The organism is Streptococcus parasanguinis (assembly GCF_901875555.1).
Taxonomy (GTDB): Bacteria; Bacillota; Bacilli; order Lactobacillales; family Streptococcaceae; genus Streptococcus; species Streptococcus parasanguinis_H.
The window spans coordinates 40,052-60,746 of the sequence record NZ_CABFMD010000033.1 but is presented as its reverse complement, the minus strand read 5'-3'; the positions used below and the strand labels follow the sequence as shown (position 1 = coordinate 60,746).

Sequence of the window (20,695 nt, the reverse complement as noted above, 5' to 3'; positions counted from 1 at the left end):
TTTTTGCTTGTTTTCATAAGAATACGCTCTTATACCGATAGCAATTGAAAGTTAGTTCAATTCTTTGTAATATAAAGAAGATTGCATGGTATAAAGCTCTTCATAGTATTTGTTGGTTTTCATTAAAGCGTCATGTTTATCAAATCCCTCAATCCTTCCATTTCTTAATAACAAAATTTTATCTGCTTGTCGGACGCTTGATAATCGATGTGTAATGAAAAATACAGTTTTTCCTTCCGTTAATTTTAAGAATTTCTCAAATAATTCATATTCGGTTCGGGCATCGAGCGCAGCTGTAGGCTCATCTAGAATCAGTATAGGTGAATGAGAGAAGAAAGCTCTTGCCAGCGCAACTTTTTGCCATTGACCTCCTGAAAGGTCACGACTATGATCGAATTTTTTTCCAAGAATAGTATTTAAGTCTGATAGACTACTTTCAAATCCACTGTCCTCTAATGCCTTTAGGATTTGATCATCTGCATTGATCTCCTGTATATTTGAAATGCCCACGTTTTCTCTAAGGGTAAGATCAAATTTAGAAAAATCCTGAAAAATAGCGGAGACATTTTCCCTAAATTTTTCTGGGTCAAAGTTACTAATCGAGATGTTATTGATCAATAATTCACCTTCTTCGATATTATAAAATCGGGTAAGTAACTTAATCAATGTGGTTTTTCCTGCGCCGTTTTCTCCAACAATAGCAATCTTTTCTCCCTTATTGACGCTGAAGCTGATATGTTTTAAGGCATAGTTTTCATTAGTTGGATACTTAAATGATACGTCTACGAAATCTATTTTTTCAATGCTTGATGGCACAGCAACTGTAGCGCTCTTAGAGTCTGATGGCAGTGCAATAAACTTGAAAAATTTTTCCATATAAAGCAAGGTGTCGTACAGCAAACTAGAATCTTCAATCAATCTTGACATACTATTAATGGCATACACAATACTTGAAGAAAAAAGCATTACAGCTCCAATTCCCAATTGTCCTACTTTGATAGAATAGATGATATAGATAAAACTTCCTACACTCAATAGAGCGGTTAAAATCAAAAAAATGACAGAACTGTTAAATTTTTTTAACCTTGTCTTTTGAATATTTCTTTTTATACTGGAGAAAGATTGAGTATACTTCTTCATAAAGAAATTGTAGAGGTTGTATAGTCTCACATCCTTGATCGCCTCTGACGATAGTAAAACCTGACTATAATATTCCAGTTTTCTTGATTCTTCACTGTTGGAAACAAGGACTTCAAAAGCTTGCTGTTGAAGGGAATAAGAAATCATCCCTTGTGGAACTAAAACCAGCAGCATGAGTAAGGCAATGACTGGATGAAATGATGCAAATATAACCAGCATTGAAATAAACAGTATTGCATTTGAAATAATACTAGTCCCAAAGACCAATAAATTCACAGGTCTCCAACTGGCTTCTGAACTTAATAATTGAATATCGTTATAAAAAATATTGTCTTCAAAATAGTCAATCGTCTGAATTTCCTCAGACTTTTTCATAATATCACAGTTCAATGTATAGGTAAGATCATCTGTCAACTTGCCTTGAATCATTGTTGTTAACGGCGTAAATATATTATTTAAAAGGAAAGCTACACCCCATACTCCCAGCAATAAGAATAATAATTGTTGTGACAGGTTGTTCATTCTATTAATGAGTATATTCGCAATATACAATGATAACGAAGGCAATAATGCCTGGATCGGTATCGTGATAATCAAAACTAAAATATTGAATGGCGACGTTTTCCACAGATAGAGGATACTTTTAACATACAATACAAGGTAAGTTTTATATTCGCTAACTTTAACCATTTGTCCCCCCTCACTAATAAAACTACAAGCTCAAAGAAAATAGAGCTTAAATGAGCTTTGAAAAAAATAGGTCATTTCTCGAAGTGCTTTAGTATGCTATATCTTACTAATGATGATGATCTTTTTCAGGATTGCTCATAATATGTGTAAATATCTCTTTATATTTATATTTCAGATATTTTTCGTGTAGAATGAACAAAGCTACGTAAACAATCATAAAAACAATAGATAAATACAGCATATCAAATGTACTATGTCCAAAATAAGTTGCGGACTCATAAGATCCAATAGCTCCTAAAACCAACCAAGGAATATACTTGTAATACTTAGTTACCATAACACAGGTCTCCTTTCAATGAATGGCATCCCCGCCATCTCCAACTATCTAACAAATTGAAGAGTGGGAGCGATGATACAAAGAATTAATAGTGATTTTTTTCACGTTTTCTACGTTTTTCTTTAATATATATGATATACTAAACCTATATCGAAATGTAAAAATGTCACATATATACACATAATTAGAGGTGGAGCTGTTATGCGTTGGGATTACGGTACGATTTATAAAAAAATACGGAAATCAAAACATATTAGTCAAGAGGAAGTTTGCCAGGATTACACTTCAAGAGCGCACTTATCGCGTATTGAATCGAACCAAGTGGTGCCGAGTTTTGAGTTGATGGAGTATCTTCTAAAGCAAGTTGGCCTAGATTTCGAAGAATTTCGATATATATGTCATTCTTACCACCATTCCGATAGAGAAGAAATTATCTTATTGGCAGAAGATAACAATGCCTACCAATCAAATGATAAATTATTGGAACTGAAGAATAAGAGTGTAGCTTATTTAAAAAACCATCCTAATGATATTCCTGTGTCAAATATACTAAAGAGAGTAGAGGTCATTCTTTGTTTACGAGAAACTGGTCCAAATGAAAAGGTAAGAATGATGGCCACGGAAGCTTGGAACGAAATTAAAAAACAGGATGTCTGGTACCATAGTGACCTTAAATTAATTGTCGTTATTTTATTTACACTTCCATTAGAAACAGTGATTTCTGTCTGTGATGAAGTGATAGATAGGTTGAATGATTACTCTGATTATACAGAGATTCTTCCCACCAAGTATAAATTACTCTCTAATTTAGCTAGCATTTTTCTTTGGAATGGTTTGATAGAGAAGTGTACCAGTATCAGTTATTTATTGTTAGATACGGCCAAAAAAAGTAAGCGATATGATTTTCTAGGAAATGCTAAAGTGACACTTGGAATTTGTTTAAGTGATAAAAAGTTGGTCGATGAAGGCTTGCAGTTACTCGAATTAACTGATGAAATAACGTTGTTAGAAGCATGTAGGTCAGATGTGAATCGCTTTTTCAAGAAATGAGTTTCTAAATGGATTTAGTCATAAAACGGTTTGAAGATATAATCGACATATTGTTATATCCATGCTCAATGGTTATTGGGTAAGGGATTGAAAACTACACATTATCCCGTTAGATCACCTAGTTAAGCAATATTTGAAAAAATGATCATTTAATTTAACAAATAATAATTTTGAATTGCACCTCAAATGTTAGAGTTCGTCTAATATTTGAGGTGTTTTTAATATGAAATACAATTATTTTCAATTATCAAATAAAGAGATTTCCGTTCAGAAGACTTTGATAGCATAGTTTGAACCAATAAATACTGAGGAAAATATTTTGAGTTCATTTATCTAAGTATAAAATGTGTATATAAGAGACAATTTGACATTTGCTTTTTTATTTTGTGTATTATTATTCTAGAAAGAAAAAAATAGATTTCAATTTTAAATCGTTCGTTATCTTTTTATTGTAGATAAATAGGTAACGAAGTAATGCTTAAGTCAGGAGGTATAGGCTGATGAAGAAAAAAGATCTTGTCAAACAAAAATTTTTAAGTTTTATCATCATCGGTATTATCATTCTCTTATCAGCCTGCACTCTTGTAGGACCACAAAAGAAATCTCCTTCCGGTAGTACCAATGTATCTAGGAAAATAGGATTCGCGGAAAGAAAGGCAGAAGATTTATTAAAAAATTCTATTTCTATCCCTTATCCAGATGGGAAAATCTTTACACCTACCGCGTTGTCAAATGATGGGATTGCTTATGGCGAGGCTGTTGACCAAGGACACGAAGATCAGAATTATCTTGCCAGTATGAATTTACATACCAAGGACTTTCAAAAGATAAAAGATGTTGAAAAGACATCCAATCTGACTCATGTAGCTGTTAGCTATGTAGATCATGATATTGTTGTTTTTGAAGAGTATGATCAACTCAATCAGACAGGGATCTACTATCTTTGGAAGATAAAAGACAAATCTTTAACGACACTGATCGATAGGAGACCTATTGGAACGGTTCCAGTTACTCAAGTAGCTCGATCCAACCAGAAACTCTTTATAAATTATGAAGTAGGCGATAGCCTATATCAAATTGAAGAATTTGACCTTGGAACAGGGTCTCATCAGACAATTGAATCAGAAAATAGCGGTTTTCCGAATGTCTTTAAAAATTACTTGTATTATGTACAAATTGATAACACAGCTTTAACCACAAAAATTGTAGCCTACTCCTTAAGTGATGGGCAGAAAAAGGTTATAGATCAAACAAAGGATGATCAACGCTATTATGTCGATTTATTGACGAATGGGCACAATCTCCTTTACTTGGTTGCAAATAATAAAGACGCTTCATTTACCTTTGAAAATAAAAACCATAAGAAGATATTTTCTACTTCACAGGCAGAAACCTCCATATATCGCAATATTTATCTCACTTATATGGGAGAAAGAAGAAGTGAGGAGCGTGTTAAATCTCAGTATTATTTGTGGGATTTAAAGCATCGAATTCATTATTTATATGATCATGGACCAATTTTGCTATCAGATAAAGGAATTTTATGGATTCAATTCAAAAAGAAGGATAGTGAGATTCCAAAAGGTGAAATCTATCGAAATGAAAACTCCGTAATGCGCTATCAAGAATGGTAGAAAGGAGAAAAATCATGAAAAAAGTTCATTTATTCCTTGTATTTCTTACTTTGCTTGGTTTATCTGGCTGCACGGAGACACCGAAAGAAAGTAAAACAAGTCCTTCCAGCTCTCGTAAGGTCACATCCTCTTCATCAAAAACAGTTAGTGTAAAAACAAAGGAGCGTACAGAACCTAATCCTCCAATGCCAGCAGAGGTAGCAGAGCGATTAAAAATTAAGGAAGGCGGCGCAGAAGCTGGTACTCAGCAAACTTTGCCATCTTCAAAACAGGAACAAGCTTCATCGCAAGAGAATACGCAACCTTCTCAATCGGTCAAACAAGAAACATCGTCCAAAGAGAATCAAGGAAGCCGAAAACTATTACCTATTTCTTTAAAACTTCAAGAAGAATGGTATTTCTGTGCTCCAGCGACAGTCCATATGATGCTGGCTAGTCGAGGGGTTAGCGTCTCTCAACATCAATTGGCTAAGGAAATGGGGACTTATAATCCCTATGGGACTCATAATCGAGATGCGATTCGCGTCTTGAATCAGAATCTATTTGGCTATCCAGAACCAAGTGGAAATCAAGCTGGTTATCGACTAGCTACTGTAACGGGCGCTCATCCAGATTCTGAAGATATCCGAATCTTTAAAGAACGCGTGCACAAAGATATTGATGATGGCTATCCTCTCTATTACACCTTCAATGTAGCACAAATCTATCCTGGAAAAAGTGGGGAACATAATGTGATTGGAGTAGGCTATGAATTGACAGCAGATGGCAAGGACATCTCAGCAATCTATTATCTAGACCCCGATACACATGTACAGGATCCAACCTATGGAGGCTTGAAGAAACTGACACCAGAAGAGTTATTAGCAGCCATGGTTACATGCGGTGAGAAAAATTATGCTTGGTGAGAAAGTGAGGCAAGAAATAGAAAGTAGGAATGATATATGAAACGCTCTTATCCTTTTGGGATTTTATTTCTATTCTTCCTTTTGCTTTCTTGTTCTAAGGTCCAAACACCAATGTTTCAAGTTGATCCAGAATCGAATCTTTACTTGGTCACCTCAAAAAGTATTCAATCATATACTAAGAAAGAGAATAAGCTCGAGTTACATCGAGTAGAAAAAATTGATGTAGCAACGTATGTTAATCTCTGGTTTTCGTGTTTAAACAGTGGTGATAAGATGATCGTAACTGAAGGTGATGATTTTGCACCAATAGATCATCAAAATATCATTTCAATTGATTTTTCCAAAGGCGAGATAAGGAAAAATCATACTAAGAATTATGCAATGATGGGATCAGGTATCTCTTCTAATTACTTTTATACTGCTCAAACAGATGCAAACTCAGGAATATTAACAGTCTTTTCTCTTAATGGAAAGCAAGTTTTTCAGAAAAAATTTAACCAAATGACAGCAATTTCGAGTCAGATTGTTGAAAATAATTCTAACGTATATGCTGAGATTGCTTATCAAGATCCAAAACGAAATCGTCCAGAAGGCGTGTTGGATTCAGATTTAATAGTACTAAATGAAAAAGAGCATTGGAAAGAAAAAGATAGAATTCGATTAACTTCAGATGGTAAAAAGGTTGAAATGTTAGAAGGCTTGGCAATTGTCAAAGATAGGGCATTCGTAAGTATCTCTGGAATTCGTGATACAGATACTTTTGAGAAGGTGGCAGGAAACCAATTGTTGTCAATCGATTTGCACACTGGAGAAAGGAAATTATTTACCTTACCCAATCCTTATCCTAATATGCTTTATCCAAGTCCAGATAATCATTACCTTGTCGTCAAGCACGAGGTAGAAGGAAAGAATATTTTATCTGTTCTTGATTTACAAAATGAAACTATTAAAGCGATTGTGTTGGATGACAATTCAGGTGAAACACCAGAAGAAATAAATTCTCTTACAATTTCAAATGAAAATATGTTGTATCTAGCTACTGATCAACATTTATTACAATATAGTCTCAAGGATGCTAAGTTGATCGAGAAACAGAAATTAAAATTGGGGAAAGATGATTTTCCAATCGGATTAAGAATCGTAGAAAAAGACTTAGGGTCAAATTAATAATAAACAGCACCCCAAAAGATAGATGTTATAATCTATCTTTTGGGGTGTTTTGTTATGAAAATTAATATGTAGAAGAATGAAAATCTGTGCTATTACCCTATTCTTCATTGACTAATTTTTAGGCTTACCACTTGATCAGCTTGTTTCCAAATGGTTGGATTATGTGTTGCAATAATGATCAGACGTTCCTTGTTTTTTAATGTTAGGAGTAAGTCCATGATCTCCTGTGAGGTCTCAGGATCAAGAGCGGCAGTTAATTCATCTGCCAAAATTAGAGGAGGATCTTTTAAAATGATCTTTGCCAAGGCTACACGTTGTGCTTCTCCTCCAGAAAGCTCATATACTTTTTGATCTAGTTGAATATAAGATAGTCCTACTCTATCTAATACTTCTTCTTTAGTCTCTCTCTTTTTTTGTTTATCTAATTTATGACCAATTAATCCCAAATCTAAATTTTCTGAAACAGTTTTATTATCGATTAGTCCAAAATTCTGGAAGAGATAACCTAGTTCATTTCTGAAATAGTTTGTTGGTTTAATCTTTCGTAAATCTTTCCCTTTATATTGAATACTTCCCTGATCATAAGGTTCTAGCTTGGCTACCATATTTAGTAAGGTTGTTTTGCCACAACCACTATTTCCGATAAGAGCATAGACTTTACCTGCATCAAAATTTAAGTTCAAATCACTAAATACCGTCCGGTCCCCAAAGGTTTTTGTTAGTTGATGGATCTTAATCATTTCTATGCTCCTTTCAATATAATACTAGCCATCCTATCTTCCTTACGAGAACGATGCATTAGTATTAAAATAGAATTCAAACCAAAGACGCAAGAGGTTAGAAAGACTACCCAAAGTTTATTTGTTAGTAAAAGACCAATAGTCCCTCCCAAAATGAAGATAACTATTTGCCAGATAAAAAATTTCTGGTGTAACTCAAAAAAATTTAATCCTGATATTTTCTTAATAAGAATAGTTTTACGAAATTCTTCAAAGTAGAGGATTGTCATTGTATTAAAGAGTAGAATTGAGGTAGCAATACCGAGAAAACCACCAGCAATGATTGTCAATATTTCAACTTGAATGTTGTGACTCATACCACGATAAACATAATAGGCAAGATCATACTGACTGATATATCTCTTTATTCCGCCTTGTTCAACTAGTTTTTTAGTGGCATCCAAACCTTTAAAATACAGAAAATCAGATGGATAAGTGAAGAAAGCATTTTGATTTTTTCCAAAAGAGCTTGGTTTAAGGACAAGAAGTATGGGATCACTTAGAAATTGTTGATATGAGATTGGTGTAGAATTATATACGAAACGCTTCTTATTGTTTGAAATATAGAAAACACGAGCTTTCATAGCCTGTTGAATTTTATTTCCCTTATCGTTTCGAATCGCTAGGAAATCTTCATAAATTTGACGCAATTTATCTTCTTGATCTTTTAATTTTTCAGGTAATAGTAGTCCAAATTCTCCTTCTCCAAGGCTATTAATGCTCTTCTTATCTTCTTCATTTAATTCTACATTCTGAATATCTAGATAATTAGGAGTCACATATAAGCTATTAGCATATGGATTGTAGTCATTTATCGACATTTTTTCTCCCGTTAAGGGATGTGAAGACATACCTTTTAGATCGAATGATGCAAATGGATGCTGAACAAGCATTCCTCCATTCTGAATGCCAGTTTCTATGAAGTTTTTCCATTGTTCTTCCAACATTTTTCTATTATCCTGATTTCTAATCTCTGCTCCAAACTCCCTATTTGTTGAAAGCAATACCCAATCTTTTTGATTTGACCATGCTGTATCTCCAGACTGATGCAATTGCCAAATAGTTGAATAGATACTTGTTCTATGAATGGTAAGTACTATTAAAAGAAAAGCGACCAATTGCCCCAAGTAAAGAATCCCCATAATCTGTTTCAAAGGTAACTTTCCTTTGAGCAAAGAAACCAAATGTACCGTTTTAATACTTAAAACATAAAGAAAGCTAAAGAGTATAGAAAGGAACAAAAGTAACAAATTATAAGTTATGTTAGCTGAAAAAATAACTGGAACAGAAAATGGTGTGATATGGAATAGACTGACACCACAGATTCCAAGAAAACCCCCTGTAATTATCCCTAAAAGTAAATCTCTACAATCACTAATAATTGAGCTTCCAAAAATCTGAGTTAGGTGCAATCCAGAAATATATCGAATCCCAACTGTTCGCATTTCCTTGGCTTTTTGAATAATCATTAAGGCTATAAAAGTTAGTAGAAAAATGACCAAAACGAGTAATTGAGTACCATTTCCCATAAACGTAAATAAGCTAAGAAAAATATTTGGATATGAAACAAATGTTTGTGTGAAGCCCAATGATTGAAGTTCATGATTTAATCTATCTAGAGTGAGATTTCCAGATAAAATATAATAATTGACAAATAAGCTACTATTGTAAAAATCTTCTTTACTAGCTTTAACAAGGCCATTTGGGATATGGCCGGATCCATATATTGCATAGGAAAAATGAACCTTACCTTTATCATCTATTTTTTCAATTTGTTGACCAATCACACTGTCTGTTTCATTTGCTAATTGATCTAAACTGTATTTTACCTGATCTTTTGATACCTCTTTGTTCTGGGAAAGAATACCAATAGCTGGAAAACTATTGTGAATAATCAGATATGAGGTTGAAAAACAAATCCAAAGTAGAAAACTTGTTATAAAGATATTTGAAAGGATGACAAAGAAGCGCTTCATACTTTACTCACTTTCTAAAATTTTCATGAATAGTAATATAATCTTTTCTATGAGCTATGAATTTTTTTTAAATCCGTAATTAAAATATACTGTTTCACCAAAATTTCTATTTATAAAAGCTCTTGAGGTCTGATGAGAAGGAGCGTAAGCATATGATGATTTACTATCTCTTGCACGAGTTACGCTTGACCAGTGATATTTGTAATCATGGTAATAATTTGAAAATGCACCCCAGTTATTTGGATTGTGAAAGCATTAATACAAAAAATAAATAGTGATTTTCTTTTGCATATCTGCGCCTCCTTCTTCTATATATATGATATACTAAGCATATATCGAAATGTAAAAATGTCATATATATACACATAATTAGAGGTGAAGCTGTTATGCGTTGGGATTACGGTACGATTTATAAAAAAATACGGAAATCAAAACATATTAGTCAAGAGGAAGTTTGCCAGGATTACACTTCAAGAGCGCACTTATCGCGTATTGAATCGAACCAAGTGGTGCCGAGTTTTGAGTTGATGGAGTATCTTCTAAAGCAAGTTGGCCTAGATTTCGAAGAATTTCGATATATATGTCATTCTTACCACCATTCCGATAGAGAAGAAATTATCTTATTGGCAGAAGATAACAATGCCTACCAATCAAATGATAAATTATTGGAACTGAAGAATAAGAGTGTAGCTTATTTAAAAAACCATCCTAATGATATTCCTGTGTCAAATATACTAAAGAGAGTAGAGGTCATTCTTTGTTTACGAGAAACTGGTCCAAATGAAAAGGTAAGAATGATGGCCACGGAAGCTTGGAACGAAATTAAAAAACAGGATGTCTGGTACCATAGTGACCTTAAATTAATTGTCGTTATTTTATTTACACTTCCACTAGAAACAGTGATTTCTATCTGTGATGAAGTGATAGATAGGCTGAATGATTACTCTGATTATACAGAGATTCTTCCCACCAAGTATAAATTACTCTCTAATTTAGCTAGTATTTTTCTGTGGAATGGTTTGATGGAGAAGTGTACCAGTATCAGTTATCTATTGTTAGATACGGCCAAAAAAAGTAAGCGATATGATTTTCTAGGAAATGCTAAAGTGACACTAGGAATTTGTTTAACTGATAAAAAGTTGGTTGATGAAGGATTGCAACTACTCGAATTAACGGATGAACAAACACTCTTGGAAGCATGTAGGTCAGATGTGAAGCGCTATTTCAAAGACTAATATTCCTAACGAAATCAGTCATAAAACTTTTTAAAAATATGATCAACGTGTTATCGTAATCTTGCTTAATGTTAAAGAAAACTGATATAATAAAGTTTATTAAGGTACTATTTAATTTTTACAGAACCAAACTATTACCCTATTTAGAATCTATTGATTCATATTTTATGAAATTACTCAGTAGATATCGTTCCTTGAAAGTTATTCAAATTAGATGAAATATTTCTTTCTTAAAAACATGGGGAAACATTGATATTAAGCATATATTGAAATTCATTCAAATACGAGGTGTTCAAAACAGGTATTACAATTTATAAGCAAAAGAACAAATAACAAAAAGAGGAGCTTCACACTAAAGTTCCTCTTCTTTTAAATATCCGAATCATTATTTTTATTTCAAAAAGGTAGTGATTCGGTTGATTTATATTGGAATGTAGTGAAATTTGAAATTTCAAAAATCGCTTAAAATCAAGGTTTTTAACGTCTATTGACGTGTAGTGAACCCCTATTTCACCTAGAAAGAGGTTACGACACAATAATAGGGGAAAAGGGACTTACTATTTCTGGTGGACAAAGACAGAGAATATCATTAAAAGTTTAAACTTTTCAATCTTTTGAATATTCGTTGACAAAGACTTGTTCTTAGATGTATAATGAATATGTAAAATAATTCACAAAGAAATAGAGGTGATAATATGCAATTATCACGATATGTATTAAGTCATAAACTTGATTCAGGTATGGTCTATTTTAATACTAAAAATAATCATTCTTTTTTTATAACAAAAGCATTGGAAGAAGTGATCTCTCATAGTAAAGAGATAGCAAGAAATATTGCAAACTCTCTTTAAAGAGGTTTATGATTATTTTAATGCAGATTGATGGTTTATAAGATTAAGTCTCAATAGGTAGAGATTAGTATATTCTTGTTGAATACTTTTATTTAATGAAGGTTATTTATAGTTGAAAGGGGAAATAGATGGTTTCTAAAATTGATACAGCTTGGGACTTGTTTCTGGAGGGAAAAACATCAGAAGCTAAACAGTTGGTTGAACAAGATTTTTCCATTGATACCTGTACAGATTTTAGCCTTTTAAATCTGATGGGGTATTTATTATTGGCAGAAAAAGACTATGCCTCGTGTATTCGTATCTTTGAGAAATACATTATATTAGCTCAACAAAATGAAGATAAAGAACATGAACACATTGGATTACATCAATTAGCTATGATCTACAGAGATCAGGGGGATTTTCATAAGGCTTTAAAACTCATCGAAGATGAAGAGAAGATAGTTGAAGAGTATTTTCCAAATGATAATCTAAAGAAAGCTGTGAATAACTACGAACAAGGCTATGTGAGATTAAAATTAAACAATCTTGATGAAGCTCTTACATTCATGAATCTGTCATTGGAACAATCTTTAGAGACTGATGATGTGATTTCTCAAGCTTGTAGCTATAGAGGGTTAGGTGAAATCTATTTAGCCTTGGGAGATACGGAATTATCCAATAGACATTTCAAACGAGCTATAGAACTTTTCGAAAGTGTTGGAGAGTTTGAAGGGATAAAGGAAATTGAGGAATTGACCCCTTAAAAGTTTAAAAGAGATGAGTTCTGTTAATAAGCAGAGCTCTTTTTTATCTAAAGTTAAGTTCTTTAAATATTCATTGACCAGACTTATTTTTAGATGTATAATGAGCATGTAAAATATATCACAAAGAATAATATGTAATAAGATTTAATGATTACATCTGATATTTCTCAATTATAGGGTTCTATTATTTAGGAGAGATTTATGATTCATATCTTTAAATATCTTGATAAAAAAACAAAATACCTAACCATTATTGGGGCACTGGCAAATGGGGGTCTCGCTTTGGGGCAACCCTTGGTTGTTGCCAAAGCATTATCGATAGATCAAAATAACCTTACCTATTCTTCTATTTGGAAATTTGCCCTCTTTGGTTTTTCTGTCTATTTCGCTTTGTATAGTCTAATGTTATTTTGTAATCATGCAAATAATGTCTTTCGACGTGAAATTCACATGAATATCCGAACGGCACTGTTTCATAAGTTAATGGAAGACAGAGAATATAGTGAAGATGAAAAGATTACCATGCTGACACAGGATATGGAATTTTTAGGAGATAACTTTTTTGAACGCTATATGTCTATTTCATGTTGGGGATTTGGAGCGCTGATTACGGCGATCTATATCATTGCCCAAAATGTTTTATTGGGTTCTATCTTTGTTTTCTTCACGATCTTACGTCCCATTCCACAATTCTTAATGAATAATAAGCTAAAGAATTCAGGGGATGAAATGTCTCAGGGAAGAACAGCTGTTCATAACCAAATCTCTGATAGTATTCGAGGGGCTCAAACCTTGCGGATGAATCAAGCCTTGCCTGAAAATTCTCAGCGCGTCTGGAATATCAATCTTCGTTATCAACGAGCCATTCAAAAGTTTGCTTTTACCCATAATATTGTTTTCTTTTGTAATGGTTTCATGGTCTTTCTTAGCCAAGTACTCCCCTTGGTATTGGGGTTCTTCCTTGCCATGCATGGTCATCATGTTTCAGTGGCTAGCCTGGTTGCAATGTATATTGCCGCTGGTCAACTGGTAGGTCCTATACAAAATATCATGTATGATGTGGTTGAAGTACAAGGAGCCAAAACAACGGCAGAAAAGATTTTCGGGATTTTAAATCGAGCAGATAATAGTGAATCGGACAATCATTCGATCTCACAAGTAGAAGAACTAGAAATTTCTCATTTAAGTAAATCTTATAACGGTAGAGAGATTATACGCGATCTTAATCTAGCCATTCAACAAGGCGAAAAAGTCCTCATCAAAGGGCCAAGTGGCTGTGGGAAATCAACCCTCTTTCGAATGATCACAGGGGAAGAAAAGGCGGATGATGGGACGATTACTTGTCGGACAAGGGGTGGAGCAAAAACAAGTTATTTTATTCGTCAGGTAGGTATCATCAGTCAGCATCCTTTCCTCTTTAATGATACTGTTCGCTACAATCTTAGTTTGGGACAAGAGTTTTCAGATCAAGAATTGGAGACTGTTTTGAGACAGGTCAAACTCGACCATGAACTAACTGATGGACTTGATTTTGCAATCACTAATAACGGAGAAAATATTTCAGGCGGACAACGAGTCCGGATTGAACTAGCCCGCTTCCTTCTTCGTAAAAAGGATATTTTATTAGCAGATGAGGTAACTGCAGCTCTTGACGTAGAAAATAGCCAGATGGTTCGAGACTTGATTTTCTCACTACCGATGATGGTGTTAGAAATCGCTCACCATATTGATTATGAAAGTCGATACGATCAAGTCATTGAACTAAGAAAAAATTGAATTATTTTCATGATAAGATAATGTGGTATCGATTAATAGTTGCAGTCGTTTTATGATAAGAAGAAAGCTTCTGAAACGTTAGATTTCAGAAGCTTTTTGTCTTTAAGTTTTGAGTAAGTTATAATTTTCTGTGATATTTAGGATATTTAAAAAATATACAAGTGTTTTTGTAGATTAATTTACAATTTTTCCAGTATTTTACCAAGTAGTTCTTCTAACTTTCCTAAATCTCCATAGACTGTTCCGTCCATATAAAGATTGTAAACCTTGTCATCTTGCTCCACACGTATTTGTGCAGAATAACCTTTTGATAGTGCTAAGGAACGAATAACTTCTCGTTGAGTTCGTCCATTCCCTTCTCGAAAGGGATGGAAATAATTAAGATTATCAAGAATTTTTGCTAATTGTTTAATAATCTCATCTTTTGAATTAGCAGTTTGATAATAGGTATGAATAAGGCGGTTTATATAAGCTTGGGCAGTACTGAAAGATTGTATTGACATAAAAGGATTCCCATTTTTTGAGATATTCACTTTGCGAAATTGTCCCGCCCAAGCATAGACATCTTGAAATAAATATTTATGAATGGCTAAAATATCACTAATGGAGTAGACTTCAATGACTTTCAAGCGTAAGTCTGCAAGCCTTCTAGTAACGAATAAATGCTCATTCCGATAGGCTTCTTCAATATTTGTAACATTTTGTTTGTTGATTAAGACTGTAGAATTTGGATAGGTATATTGATGATTGGGGTCAATGTACTCATATCCTTCATATTGATTTTTAACCAATATTCAATTCCTTTCGTCTGTTGATAACATAAGTTTTTAAATCAATCACATCTTGAACAGTAGGTTCATAATTTTCAATCATTGATGACCCAATAGCATACCAGACAGTATCAAAATCCGAAAAGTTATCAAAGGGAATCCCTAAAATTGTTAATTCTTCTTTATTTACATCAAGAGTCATGGCACACCTCCTTATATAGAGTTATCCTTATTATACCATAAAATCGGTATTTTCACCTAAAGGATAGAGACCAAAAGATATATGTAAGCGTATAGATTAATACTTACAGAACTAAAAATATTCCCCTGTTTTTAGTCCAACTGAAACCCATACTTTCCAAACCAGGTCTTAAGAAAAAAGGTAGAGAAAAAGGTAGAGTTTGAATTGAAATACAGTGCAATATATCGCATTTGGCAAAAAGAAAAAACGCTTGAAATCAGCGTTTTTCTTCTGTATTGATTCGTATTGAATGCTTACTTCACTTCTATCTACAGTTTCTAAATCTCTAAATATAATAGAGCTGAAGCAGTGGTAAAACAAATCATCAACAAACTTGGTAATATCTTAGAAAATAATTTCTTTATAGTCCAAGTCGGTTTGCTTTAAATTATACTTTTTTCTTAAACATTTGCTACGAGTAGGTCTTTCTTGTGAGTAATTTTCATCAAAAAATTTCATAGGTAAGTCCTATATATAATCATGGAAAAGTAGTAAAAATAGTTGTTATCCTAGTTGATTAAAAAAATCTCTGATTTCCTCATCTTTTATAAAATAATATATAATTTTCCCCTCTCTTCTAGTATCCAAGATGTTTTGATTGGCTAGTTTACGAAGATGGTGGGAGGCAGATGCCATACTGAGATTTAGTAAACAGGCTATATCACAGACACAGAGTTCTTCAACAGCAAGGAGATAAAAGATGATATTTATCTGTTTATTATCGGTAAATTTTGATAAAATACGAAGTGATTTTTGAACTTTTTCCTTTTCAAGGTAGTTCGTTGCGGTTGTAACATTTTGTTGATTAATAACATCCACTTGACAGATACTATCTTTTTTCATATTTTTTTCTCCTAGCCTAACACAGCCCATAGCATGTCAAAGCTGTTGTTTTCAATCAGGATATACATCCCCAATCCTAAATAGACAACGGCAATAAACCATCTGCTATATTTTTCCAAAGTTTCTCCAACAGAAGGGACTTGTGCCAATTTTTGGGCAGAAAAAACCAAGAGATAAATCATGACTAGAAAAGTAAGTAAAGTCACTATCAAATTCGCTAAATTTAAGGTGGTAAAATATGGGACAAAGACACCAATATTGTCAGCGCCACAACTTGCAAAAGTAATCATAGCGACTAGAAAAATCAGGTTTTTATTGTCTTTTCGCAAACCATCTTTTACAATAGCTTCTCCATCAGAATCTCCTAAAAGCAAAACTTTGAGGCCTAGGAAAATTGGAATCAAACCGAGTAAACCTAAAATCTCTTTACTAGGAATATAATTTAAGACAAATGCAAAAAGCAAACTTAGCAATATTAGACTAATAGAGCCTAGAAATTGTCCTAAATAGATGTTAATGATGTCTTTTCTGCTTTTTCTTTTGGCAAAAAATAACATTAGGATAATAAGTAAGTCTACGGCTGTCCCAGAATACAGGATTATTGAAGTAACAACATTTTGAACCATAAAACACCTCATTCAAATATATTTTTGAATGTATTTTAACATTAAACTTTGTAGATGTCAACTTCAGCTCCATCAAAATATAGATAAGAAGGTAGTGTACCAAATATTAAAAAGCCCTGCCATCGAAATGATAGCAGGGCTTAACTTCAATATCCAGATGATATATTTATCTAAAAAAGGTAGAGAAAAAGGTAGAGTTTGAATTGAAATACAGTGCAATAGTTCGCATTTGGCAAAAAGAAAAAACGCTTGAAATCAGCGTTTTTCTTCTGTATTGATTCGTATTGAACCCCTATTTCACTTCAGTAAACACAACGTGTTTGCGAAGTTTTGGTGAGTATTTCTTCAATTGAAGACGGTCTGGAGTGTTACGTTTGTTTTTAGAAGTAAGGTACAAGCGTTCACCAGATTCTTTGTGTTCAAGTGTAATATTTACGCGCATGGTATCTCCCTTCTATTATTCAGCTGATGCAGCTTTAGCGATCTTACGTCCTTTGTAGTATCCTTTAAGGGATACACGGTGTGAACGTGAGTAATCTCCAGTTGCTTCGTCAAAGTTTACAGATGGAGCTGTTACTTTGTAGTGCGTACGACGTTTGTTTTTCTTCGCTTTTGATGTGCGACGTGCAGGTACTGCCATTTCGTTTTTCTCCTTTTAAGATATAAATTCAATTAGGTTTGATTTTCATCAACTGTAACAGTATAACAAAACTTTTTTGTAAAGTAAAGTTACTTGACAAAAAATTATAAAAAAAATCTCCTGCCTCATCAAATGGGACAGGAGTTCTCCTTAAAGGTCAATTTCAAATGGCTCATCAATCGTTTCCGAAACGTATTTGCCATCCTTTTTTCGTTGTTTGACACATTCTGTCAGCAGGTACTCGATCTGACCATTGACCGATCGAAAGTCATCTTCTGCCCATGATGCGATAGCAGCATATAACTTGGCTGACAGTCTAAGTGGAATTTGCTTTTTCTTTTGATCAGCCATTCTTAATAGAGACTTCCTGTGTTGACAATTGGTTGTGCATCATGATTGCCACAGAGAACGACTAGAAGGTTCGATACCATGGCAGCCTTCCGTTCTTCGTCTAGCTCTACAATCTCTCCTTCGCTCAAGCGTTCAAGGGCCATTTCAACCATCCCAACTGCTCCGTCGACAATCATCTTCCGCGCATCGATAATGGCAGAAGCTTGTTGGCGTTGAAGCATGACAGCTGCGATTTCTGGAGCATAGGCCAAGTAGGTAATACGAGCTTCTAGAATTTCGAGCCCAGCATCTTTTACACGTGCTTGAATCTCTTCTCGAATACGACTGGCCACGATTTCACTGGAGCCTCTTAGGCTACCTTCATCTGCCTGGCCGTCTCCTGTCGTATCGACATTAGGAGCTACATCATAAGGATAGATGCGGACAATATTACGAAGAGCACTATCACACTGCAATGAGAGATATTCTTTGTAGTTATCCACATTGAAGACTGCTTTAGCCGTATCCACCACGCGCCAAGTAACTGCAATACCGATTTCTACAGGATTTCCCAAACAGTCATTAATCTTCTGACGAGAGTTATTCAAGGTCATCACTTTTAAGGAAATACTCTTTTTACCTGTCTCGATAGAAATATTGTTGCCTTCTGCTGTTTTACTGACAGACATGGGTGACTTGGTGGTGACATCACCACTTTGGCCCAAGCGGGTGTTATTGGCAGGATTGACAGCGACACAGAAGGGATTGACAAAGTAAATACCCGCTTCTCGAATGGTTCCAATATAGTTCCCAAACAAGGTCAAGACCAAGGCCTCTTGCGGTTTAATAATTTTGATCCCCGCATAGCATACCAGACTAGCAATAAAGAGAAAAATACAGGTAATAACTCCAATTGCAAGCGGGAAACCTTCTGGTAAACTAGCAATCGAACTAATAAAGGCAAAAACTAAAACAAGATCTCCAACTAGCAAGCCTACAAGGGCAGCTAAGCCGTTTTTCTTTTGGGTTAAAATTTTTTCTTCCATGGGACGAGCCCTTCTTTCTTTATGATATCTAAATGATATCACTTTGTTCGCAAAAGTCAAGATATAACTGTAAATTATTTTAGCAAGCAAGCGATTGAGCTAAATTGTCTGAAAATTCAAGAATTTTCTTCTATCGTTGGGCCGTAAATTGTGCTATAATAATAAAAAAACGATGAGAGGAATGACATGACAGAATTAGACAAACGACATCGTAGTAGTGTCTACGATAGCATGGTAAAATCTCCCAACCGTGCCATGCTTCGCGCGACGGGAATGACCGATGAAAGCTTTGAAAAACCGATTGTCGGAGTGATTTCGACATGGGCGGAAAATACCCCTTGTAACATCCACCTTCATGATTTTGGAAAATTGGCCAAAGAAGGTGTGAAAGATGCAGGAGCTTGGCCAGTCCAATTCGGAACCATTACGGTTGCGGACGGGATCGCTATGGGGACACCAGGGATGCGTTTCTCCCTAACGTCACGTGATATCATCGCGGACTCTATCGAAGCGGCTATGGGTGGTCACAACGTGGATGCCTTTGTAGCCATTGGGGGCTGTGATAAGAACATGCCGGGTTCCATGATTGCCATTGCCAATATGGATATCCCTGCGATCTTTGCTTATGGTGGGACCATTGCTCCGGGTAATCTGAACGGCAAGGATATCGACTTGGTGTCTGTTTTCGAAGGAATTGGGCAATGGAATCACGGCGATATGACCGCTGAAGAAGTGAAGCAATTAGAGTGTAACGCCTGCCCTGGCCCTGGTGGCTGTGGTGGTATGTATACGGCCAACACCATGGCGACAGCGATCGAGGTCCTTGGGATGAGCTTACCAGGTTCCTCTTCTCACCCTGCTGAATCAGCTGATAAAAAGGCGGATATCGAAGAAGCAGGTCGTGCAGTTGTCAAGATGCTGGAAATGGGACTGAAACCATCTGACATCTTGACTCGTGAGGCCTTTGAAGATGCCATTACAGTGACCATGGCGCTCGGTGGTTCCACCAATGCGACCCTTCACTTGCTTGCGATCGCTCATGCGGCCAATGTTGACTTGACGCTGGAAGACTTCAACGATTTCCAAGAGCGCGTGCCTCACTTGGCGGACTTGAAACCTTCAGGGAAATATGTCTTCCAAGACCTTTACAATGTCGGTGGCGTGCCAGCTGTCATGAAATACCTTCTTAAGAATGGGTTCCTTCATGGAGATCGCATTACCTGTACTGGTAAAACGGTGGCTGAGAACTTAGAAGCCTTCGCTGATTTGACACCAGGTCAAAAAGTCATCATGCCACTTGAACATCCGAAACGTGCGGATGGTCCATTGATCATCTTGAAAGGGAACTTGGCTCCAGAAGGAGCAGTTGCCAAAGTATCAGGTGTGAAGGTCCGCAACATCACGGGTCCTGCTAAGGTCTTTGACTCAGAAGAAGCTGCCATTGAGGCCGTTCTTTCAGACGAAATCGTGGATGGCGACGTTGTCGTTGTTCGTTTCGTTGGTCCTAAGGGTGGTCCTGGTATGCCGGAAATGCTGTCCTTATCATCCATGATCGTTGGGAAAGGCCAAGGGGACAAGGTGGCCCTCTTGACAGACGGACGTTTCTCTGGAGGGACTTACGGTCTCGTTGTCGGACACATCGCGCCTGAAGCTCAGGTCGGCGGTCCAATTGCCTACCTCCACACAGGGGATCTGGTGACAGTTGACCAAGATACTAAAGAAATCACTATGCATGTCTCAGACGAAGAGTTAGCGAAACGCAAGGCGGAAACAACCTTGCCACCACTCTATAGCCGTGGGGTTCTGGGTAAATACGCCCATATCGTTTCTTCAGCCTCACGCGGTGCCGTGACAGACTTCTGGAATATGGAACAGTCTGGTAAACAGTAATTGCAAGGACGACTTTGTCC

The 20,695-nt window shown here is 35.4% G+C and carries 21 protein-coding genes and 1 pseudogene; 9 read left to right on the top strand and 13 right to left on the bottom strand.

Going from position 1 to position 20,695, the window contains the following annotated elements:
• Positions 1-51: 51 nt before the first annotated feature.
• Positions 52-1,830 (bottom strand): ABC transporter ATP-binding protein, encoded by a 1,779-nt coding sequence (locus tag JX304_RS08185; protein WP_205012028.1) that lies wholly within the window; start codon positions 1,828-1,830, stop codon positions 52-54.
• A 106-nt stretch (positions 1,831-1,936) separates the two neighbouring features.
• Complete coding sequence (locus JX304_RS08180; protein WP_049499762.1) at positions 1,937-2,167, bottom strand: hypothetical protein; 231 nt, start codon at positions 2,165-2,167, stop codon at positions 1,937-1,939.
• A gap of 201 nt (positions 2,168-2,368) precedes the next feature.
• On the opposite strand from JX304_RS08180, the gene JX304_RS08175 reads away from it, so the two are divergent.
• The 4 genes from JX304_RS08175 (at position 2,369) to JX304_RS08160 (ending at position 6,923) form a co-directional block, all read left to right on the top strand.
• Positions 2,369-3,217 carry a helix-turn-helix domain-containing protein gene (locus JX304_RS08175; RefSeq protein ID WP_205012027.1) on the top strand — a complete coding sequence of 283 codons (849 nt, stop codon included), beginning with the start codon at positions 2,369-2,371 and terminating at the stop codon, positions 3,215-3,217.
• Positions 3,218-3,717: 500 nt separating this feature from the next.
• A complete protein-coding gene (locus JX304_RS08170) occupies positions 3,718-4,851 on the top strand; it encodes a hypothetical protein (RefSeq protein WP_205012026.1) in 1,134 nt (377 codons plus the stop codon).
• Positions 4,852-4,865: 14 nt separating this feature from the next.
• Positions 4,866-5,756, top strand: coding sequence for a C39 family peptidase (locus JX304_RS08165; protein WP_205012025.1), 891 nt, complete (start codon positions 4,866-4,868; stop codon positions 5,754-5,756).
• Positions 5,757-5,792: 36 nt separating this feature from the next.
• Complete coding sequence (locus JX304_RS08160; protein WP_205012024.1) at positions 5,793-6,923, top strand: hypothetical protein; 1,131 nt, start codon at positions 5,793-5,795, stop codon at positions 6,921-6,923.
• 107 nt (positions 6,924-7,030) lie between these two features.
• On the opposite strand, the gene JX304_RS08155 is transcribed toward JX304_RS08160, so the two are convergent.
• The 3 genes and pseudogenes from JX304_RS08155 to JX304_RS10815 form a co-directional block, all read right to left on the bottom strand.
• The gene (locus JX304_RS08155; RefSeq protein WP_003003180.1) at positions 7,031-7,666 is read right to left on the bottom strand and encodes an ABC transporter ATP-binding protein; all 636 of its coding nucleotides are present in this window, start codon (positions 7,664-7,666) and stop codon (positions 7,031-7,033) included.
• 2 nt (positions 7,667-7,668) lie between these two features.
• Complete coding sequence (locus JX304_RS08150) at positions 7,669-9,681, bottom strand: DUF1430 domain-containing protein (protein WP_205012023.1); 2,013 nt, start codon at positions 9,679-9,681, stop codon at positions 7,669-7,671.
• A gap of 54 nt (positions 9,682-9,735) precedes the next feature.
• A pseudogene (locus JX304_RS10815) lies at positions 9,736-9,897 on the bottom strand (lactococcin 972 family bacteriocin); the annotation flags it as partial.
• Positions 9,898-10,067: 170 nt separating this feature from the next.
• Between JX304_RS10815 and JX304_RS08140 the strand changes: the two are divergent.
• The 3 genes from JX304_RS08140 to JX304_RS08130 all read left to right on the top strand — a co-directional run bounded on the left by JX304_RS08140 (position 10,068) and on the right by JX304_RS08130 (position 14,289).
• Positions 10,068-10,916, top strand: a complete 849-nt coding sequence (locus JX304_RS08140; protein ID WP_205012022.1) for a helix-turn-helix domain-containing protein — start codon at positions 10,068-10,070, stop codon at positions 10,914-10,916.
• Between the two features lie 979 nt (positions 10,917-11,895).
• Positions 11,896-12,513, top strand: coding sequence for a tetratricopeptide repeat protein (locus JX304_RS08135; protein WP_205012021.1), 618 nt, complete (start codon positions 11,896-11,898; stop codon positions 12,511-12,513).
• Positions 12,514-12,714: 201 nt separating this feature from the next.
• A complete protein-coding gene (locus JX304_RS08130; protein ID WP_205012020.1) occupies positions 12,715-14,289 on the top strand; it encodes an ATP-binding cassette domain-containing protein in 1,575 nt (524 codons plus the stop codon).
• Positions 14,290-14,468: 179 nt separating this feature from the next.
• Here the strand turns inward: JX304_RS08130 and JX304_RS08125 are convergent, their stop codons facing one another.
• From JX304_RS08125 to JX304_RS08110, 4 genes are all read right to left on the bottom strand, one after another.
• A complete protein-coding gene (locus JX304_RS08125) occupies positions 14,469-15,080 on the bottom strand; it encodes a Fic/DOC family protein (RefSeq protein WP_205012019.1) in 612 nt (203 codons plus the stop codon).
• Complete coding sequence (locus JX304_RS08120; protein ID WP_014713950.1) at positions 15,073-15,261, bottom strand: hypothetical protein; 189 nt, start codon at positions 15,259-15,261, stop codon at positions 15,073-15,075. The genes JX304_RS08125 and JX304_RS08120 overlap by 8 nt, the downstream gene beginning before the upstream one ends.
• A 543-nt stretch (positions 15,262-15,804) precedes the next feature.
• Positions 15,805-16,143, bottom strand: a complete 339-nt coding sequence (gene cadX / locus JX304_RS08115; RefSeq protein WP_000711078.1) for a Cd(II)/Zn(II)-sensing metalloregulatory transcriptional regulator CadX — start codon at positions 16,141-16,143, stop codon at positions 15,805-15,807.
• An 11-nt stretch (positions 16,144-16,154) separates the two neighbouring features.
• Complete coding sequence (locus JX304_RS08110) at positions 16,155-16,769, bottom strand: CadD family cadmium resistance transporter (protein ID WP_345770917.1); 615 nt, start codon at positions 16,767-16,769, stop codon at positions 16,155-16,157.
• 28 nt (positions 16,770-16,797) lie between these two features.
• On the opposite strand from JX304_RS08110, the gene JX304_RS10810 reads away from it, so the two are divergent.
• A complete protein-coding gene (locus tag JX304_RS10810; RefSeq protein WP_225915825.1) occupies positions 16,798-16,971 on the top strand; it encodes a FanG protein in 174 nt (57 codons plus the stop codon).
• Positions 16,972-17,061: 90 nt separating this feature from the next.
• Here JX304_RS10810 and rpmG read toward each other — a convergent pair whose 3' ends face one another.
• From rpmG to JX304_RS08090, 4 genes are all read right to left on the bottom strand, one after another.
• Complete coding sequence (gene rpmG, locus JX304_RS08105; RefSeq protein ID WP_001265622.1) at positions 17,062-17,211, bottom strand: 50S ribosomal protein L33; 150 nt, start codon at positions 17,209-17,211, stop codon at positions 17,062-17,064.
• A 15-nt stretch (positions 17,212-17,226) separates the two neighbouring features.
• Entirely contained in the window at positions 17,227-17,409 is a 183-nt protein-coding gene (gene rpmF / locus JX304_RS08100; RefSeq protein WP_003009516.1) for a 50S ribosomal protein L32, read from the bottom strand.
• A 150-nt stretch (positions 17,410-17,559) separates the two neighbouring features.
• A complete protein-coding gene (locus tag JX304_RS08095; protein ID WP_003011522.1) occupies positions 17,560-17,760 on the bottom strand; it encodes a PTS ascorbate transporter subunit IIC in 201 nt (66 codons plus the stop codon).
• 2 nt (positions 17,761-17,762) lie between these two features.
• Positions 17,763-18,785, bottom strand: a complete 1,023-nt coding sequence (locus JX304_RS08090; RefSeq protein ID WP_205012017.1) for an SPFH domain-containing protein — start codon at positions 18,783-18,785, stop codon at positions 17,763-17,765.
• Positions 18,786-18,971: 186 nt separating this feature from the next.
• Here JX304_RS08090 and ilvD point away from each other — a divergent pair, with 186 nt between their 5' ends.
• A complete protein-coding gene (gene ilvD, locus JX304_RS08085; protein WP_200773232.1) occupies positions 18,972-20,675 on the top strand; it encodes a dihydroxy-acid dehydratase in 1,704 nt (567 codons plus the stop codon).
• Positions 20,676-20,695: the final 20 nt, after the last annotated feature.

Excerpts from the sequence above, each read along its gene's own strand:
- JX304_RS08185 (WP_205012028.1), bottom strand. The coding sequence starts at position 1,830 with ATGGTTAAAGTTAGCGAATATAAAACTTACCTTGTATTGTATGTTAAA.
- JX304_RS08180 (WP_049499762.1), bottom strand. The coding sequence starts at position 2,167 with ATGGTAACTAAGTATTACAAGTATATTCCTTGGTTGGTTTTAGGAGCT.
- JX304_RS08175 (WP_205012027.1), top strand. The coding sequence starts at position 2,369 with ATGCGTTGGGATTACGGTACGATTTATAAAAAAATACGGAAATCAAAA.
- JX304_RS08170 (WP_205012026.1), top strand. The coding sequence starts at position 3,718 with ATGAAGAAAAAAGATCTTGTCAAACAAAAATTTTTAAGTTTTATCATC.
- JX304_RS08165 (WP_205012025.1), top strand. The coding sequence starts at position 4,866 with ATGAAAAAAGTTCATTTATTCCTTGTATTTCTTACTTTGCTTGGTTTA.
- JX304_RS08160 (WP_205012024.1), top strand. The coding sequence starts at position 5,793 with ATGAAACGCTCTTATCCTTTTGGGATTTTATTTCTATTCTTCCTTTTG.
- JX304_RS08155 (WP_003003180.1), bottom strand. The coding sequence starts at position 7,666 with ATGATTAAGATCCATCAACTAACAAAAACCTTTGGGGACCGGACGGTA.
- JX304_RS08150 (WP_205012023.1), bottom strand. The coding sequence starts at position 9,681 with ATGAAGCGCTTCTTTGTCATCCTTTCAAATATCTTTATAACAAGTTTT.
- JX304_RS08140 (WP_205012022.1), top strand. The coding sequence starts at position 10,068 with ATGCGTTGGGATTACGGTACGATTTATAAAAAAATACGGAAATCAAAA.
- JX304_RS08135 (WP_205012021.1), top strand. The coding sequence starts at position 11,896 with ATGGTTTCTAAAATTGATACAGCTTGGGACTTGTTTCTGGAGGGAAAA.
- JX304_RS08130 (WP_205012020.1), top strand. The coding sequence starts at position 12,715 with ATGATTCATATCTTTAAATATCTTGATAAAAAAACAAAATACCTAACC.
- JX304_RS08120 (WP_014713950.1), bottom strand. The coding sequence starts at position 15,261 with ATGACTCTTGATGTAAATAAAGAAGAATTAACAATTTTAGGGATTCCC.
- cadX (WP_000711078.1), bottom strand. The coding sequence starts at position 16,143 with ATGAAAAAAGATAGTATCTGTCAAGTGGATGTTATTAATCAACAAAAT.
- JX304_RS08110 (WP_345770917.1), bottom strand. The coding sequence starts at position 16,769 with ATGGTTCAAAATGTTGTTACTTCAATAATCCTGTATTCTGGGACAGCC.
- JX304_RS10810 (WP_225915825.1), top strand. The coding sequence starts at position 16,798 with ATGTATTTTAACATTAAACTTTGTAGATGTCAACTTCAGCTCCATCAA.
- rpmG (WP_001265622.1), bottom strand. The coding sequence starts at position 17,211 with ATGCGCGTAAATATTACACTTGAACACAAAGAATCTGGTGAACGCTTG.
- rpmF (WP_003009516.1), bottom strand. The coding sequence starts at position 17,409 with ATGGCAGTACCTGCACGTCGCACATCAAAAGCGAAGAAAAACAAACGT.
- JX304_RS08095 (WP_003011522.1), bottom strand. The coding sequence starts at position 17,760 with ATGGCTGATCAAAAGAAAAAGCAAATTCCACTTAGACTGTCAGCCAAG.
- JX304_RS08090 (WP_205012017.1), bottom strand. The coding sequence starts at position 18,785 with ATGGAAGAAAAAATTTTAACCCAAAAGAAAAACGGCTTAGCTGCCCTT.
- ilvD (WP_200773232.1), top strand. The coding sequence starts at position 18,972 with ATGACAGAATTAGACAAACGACATCGTAGTAGTGTCTACGATAGCATG.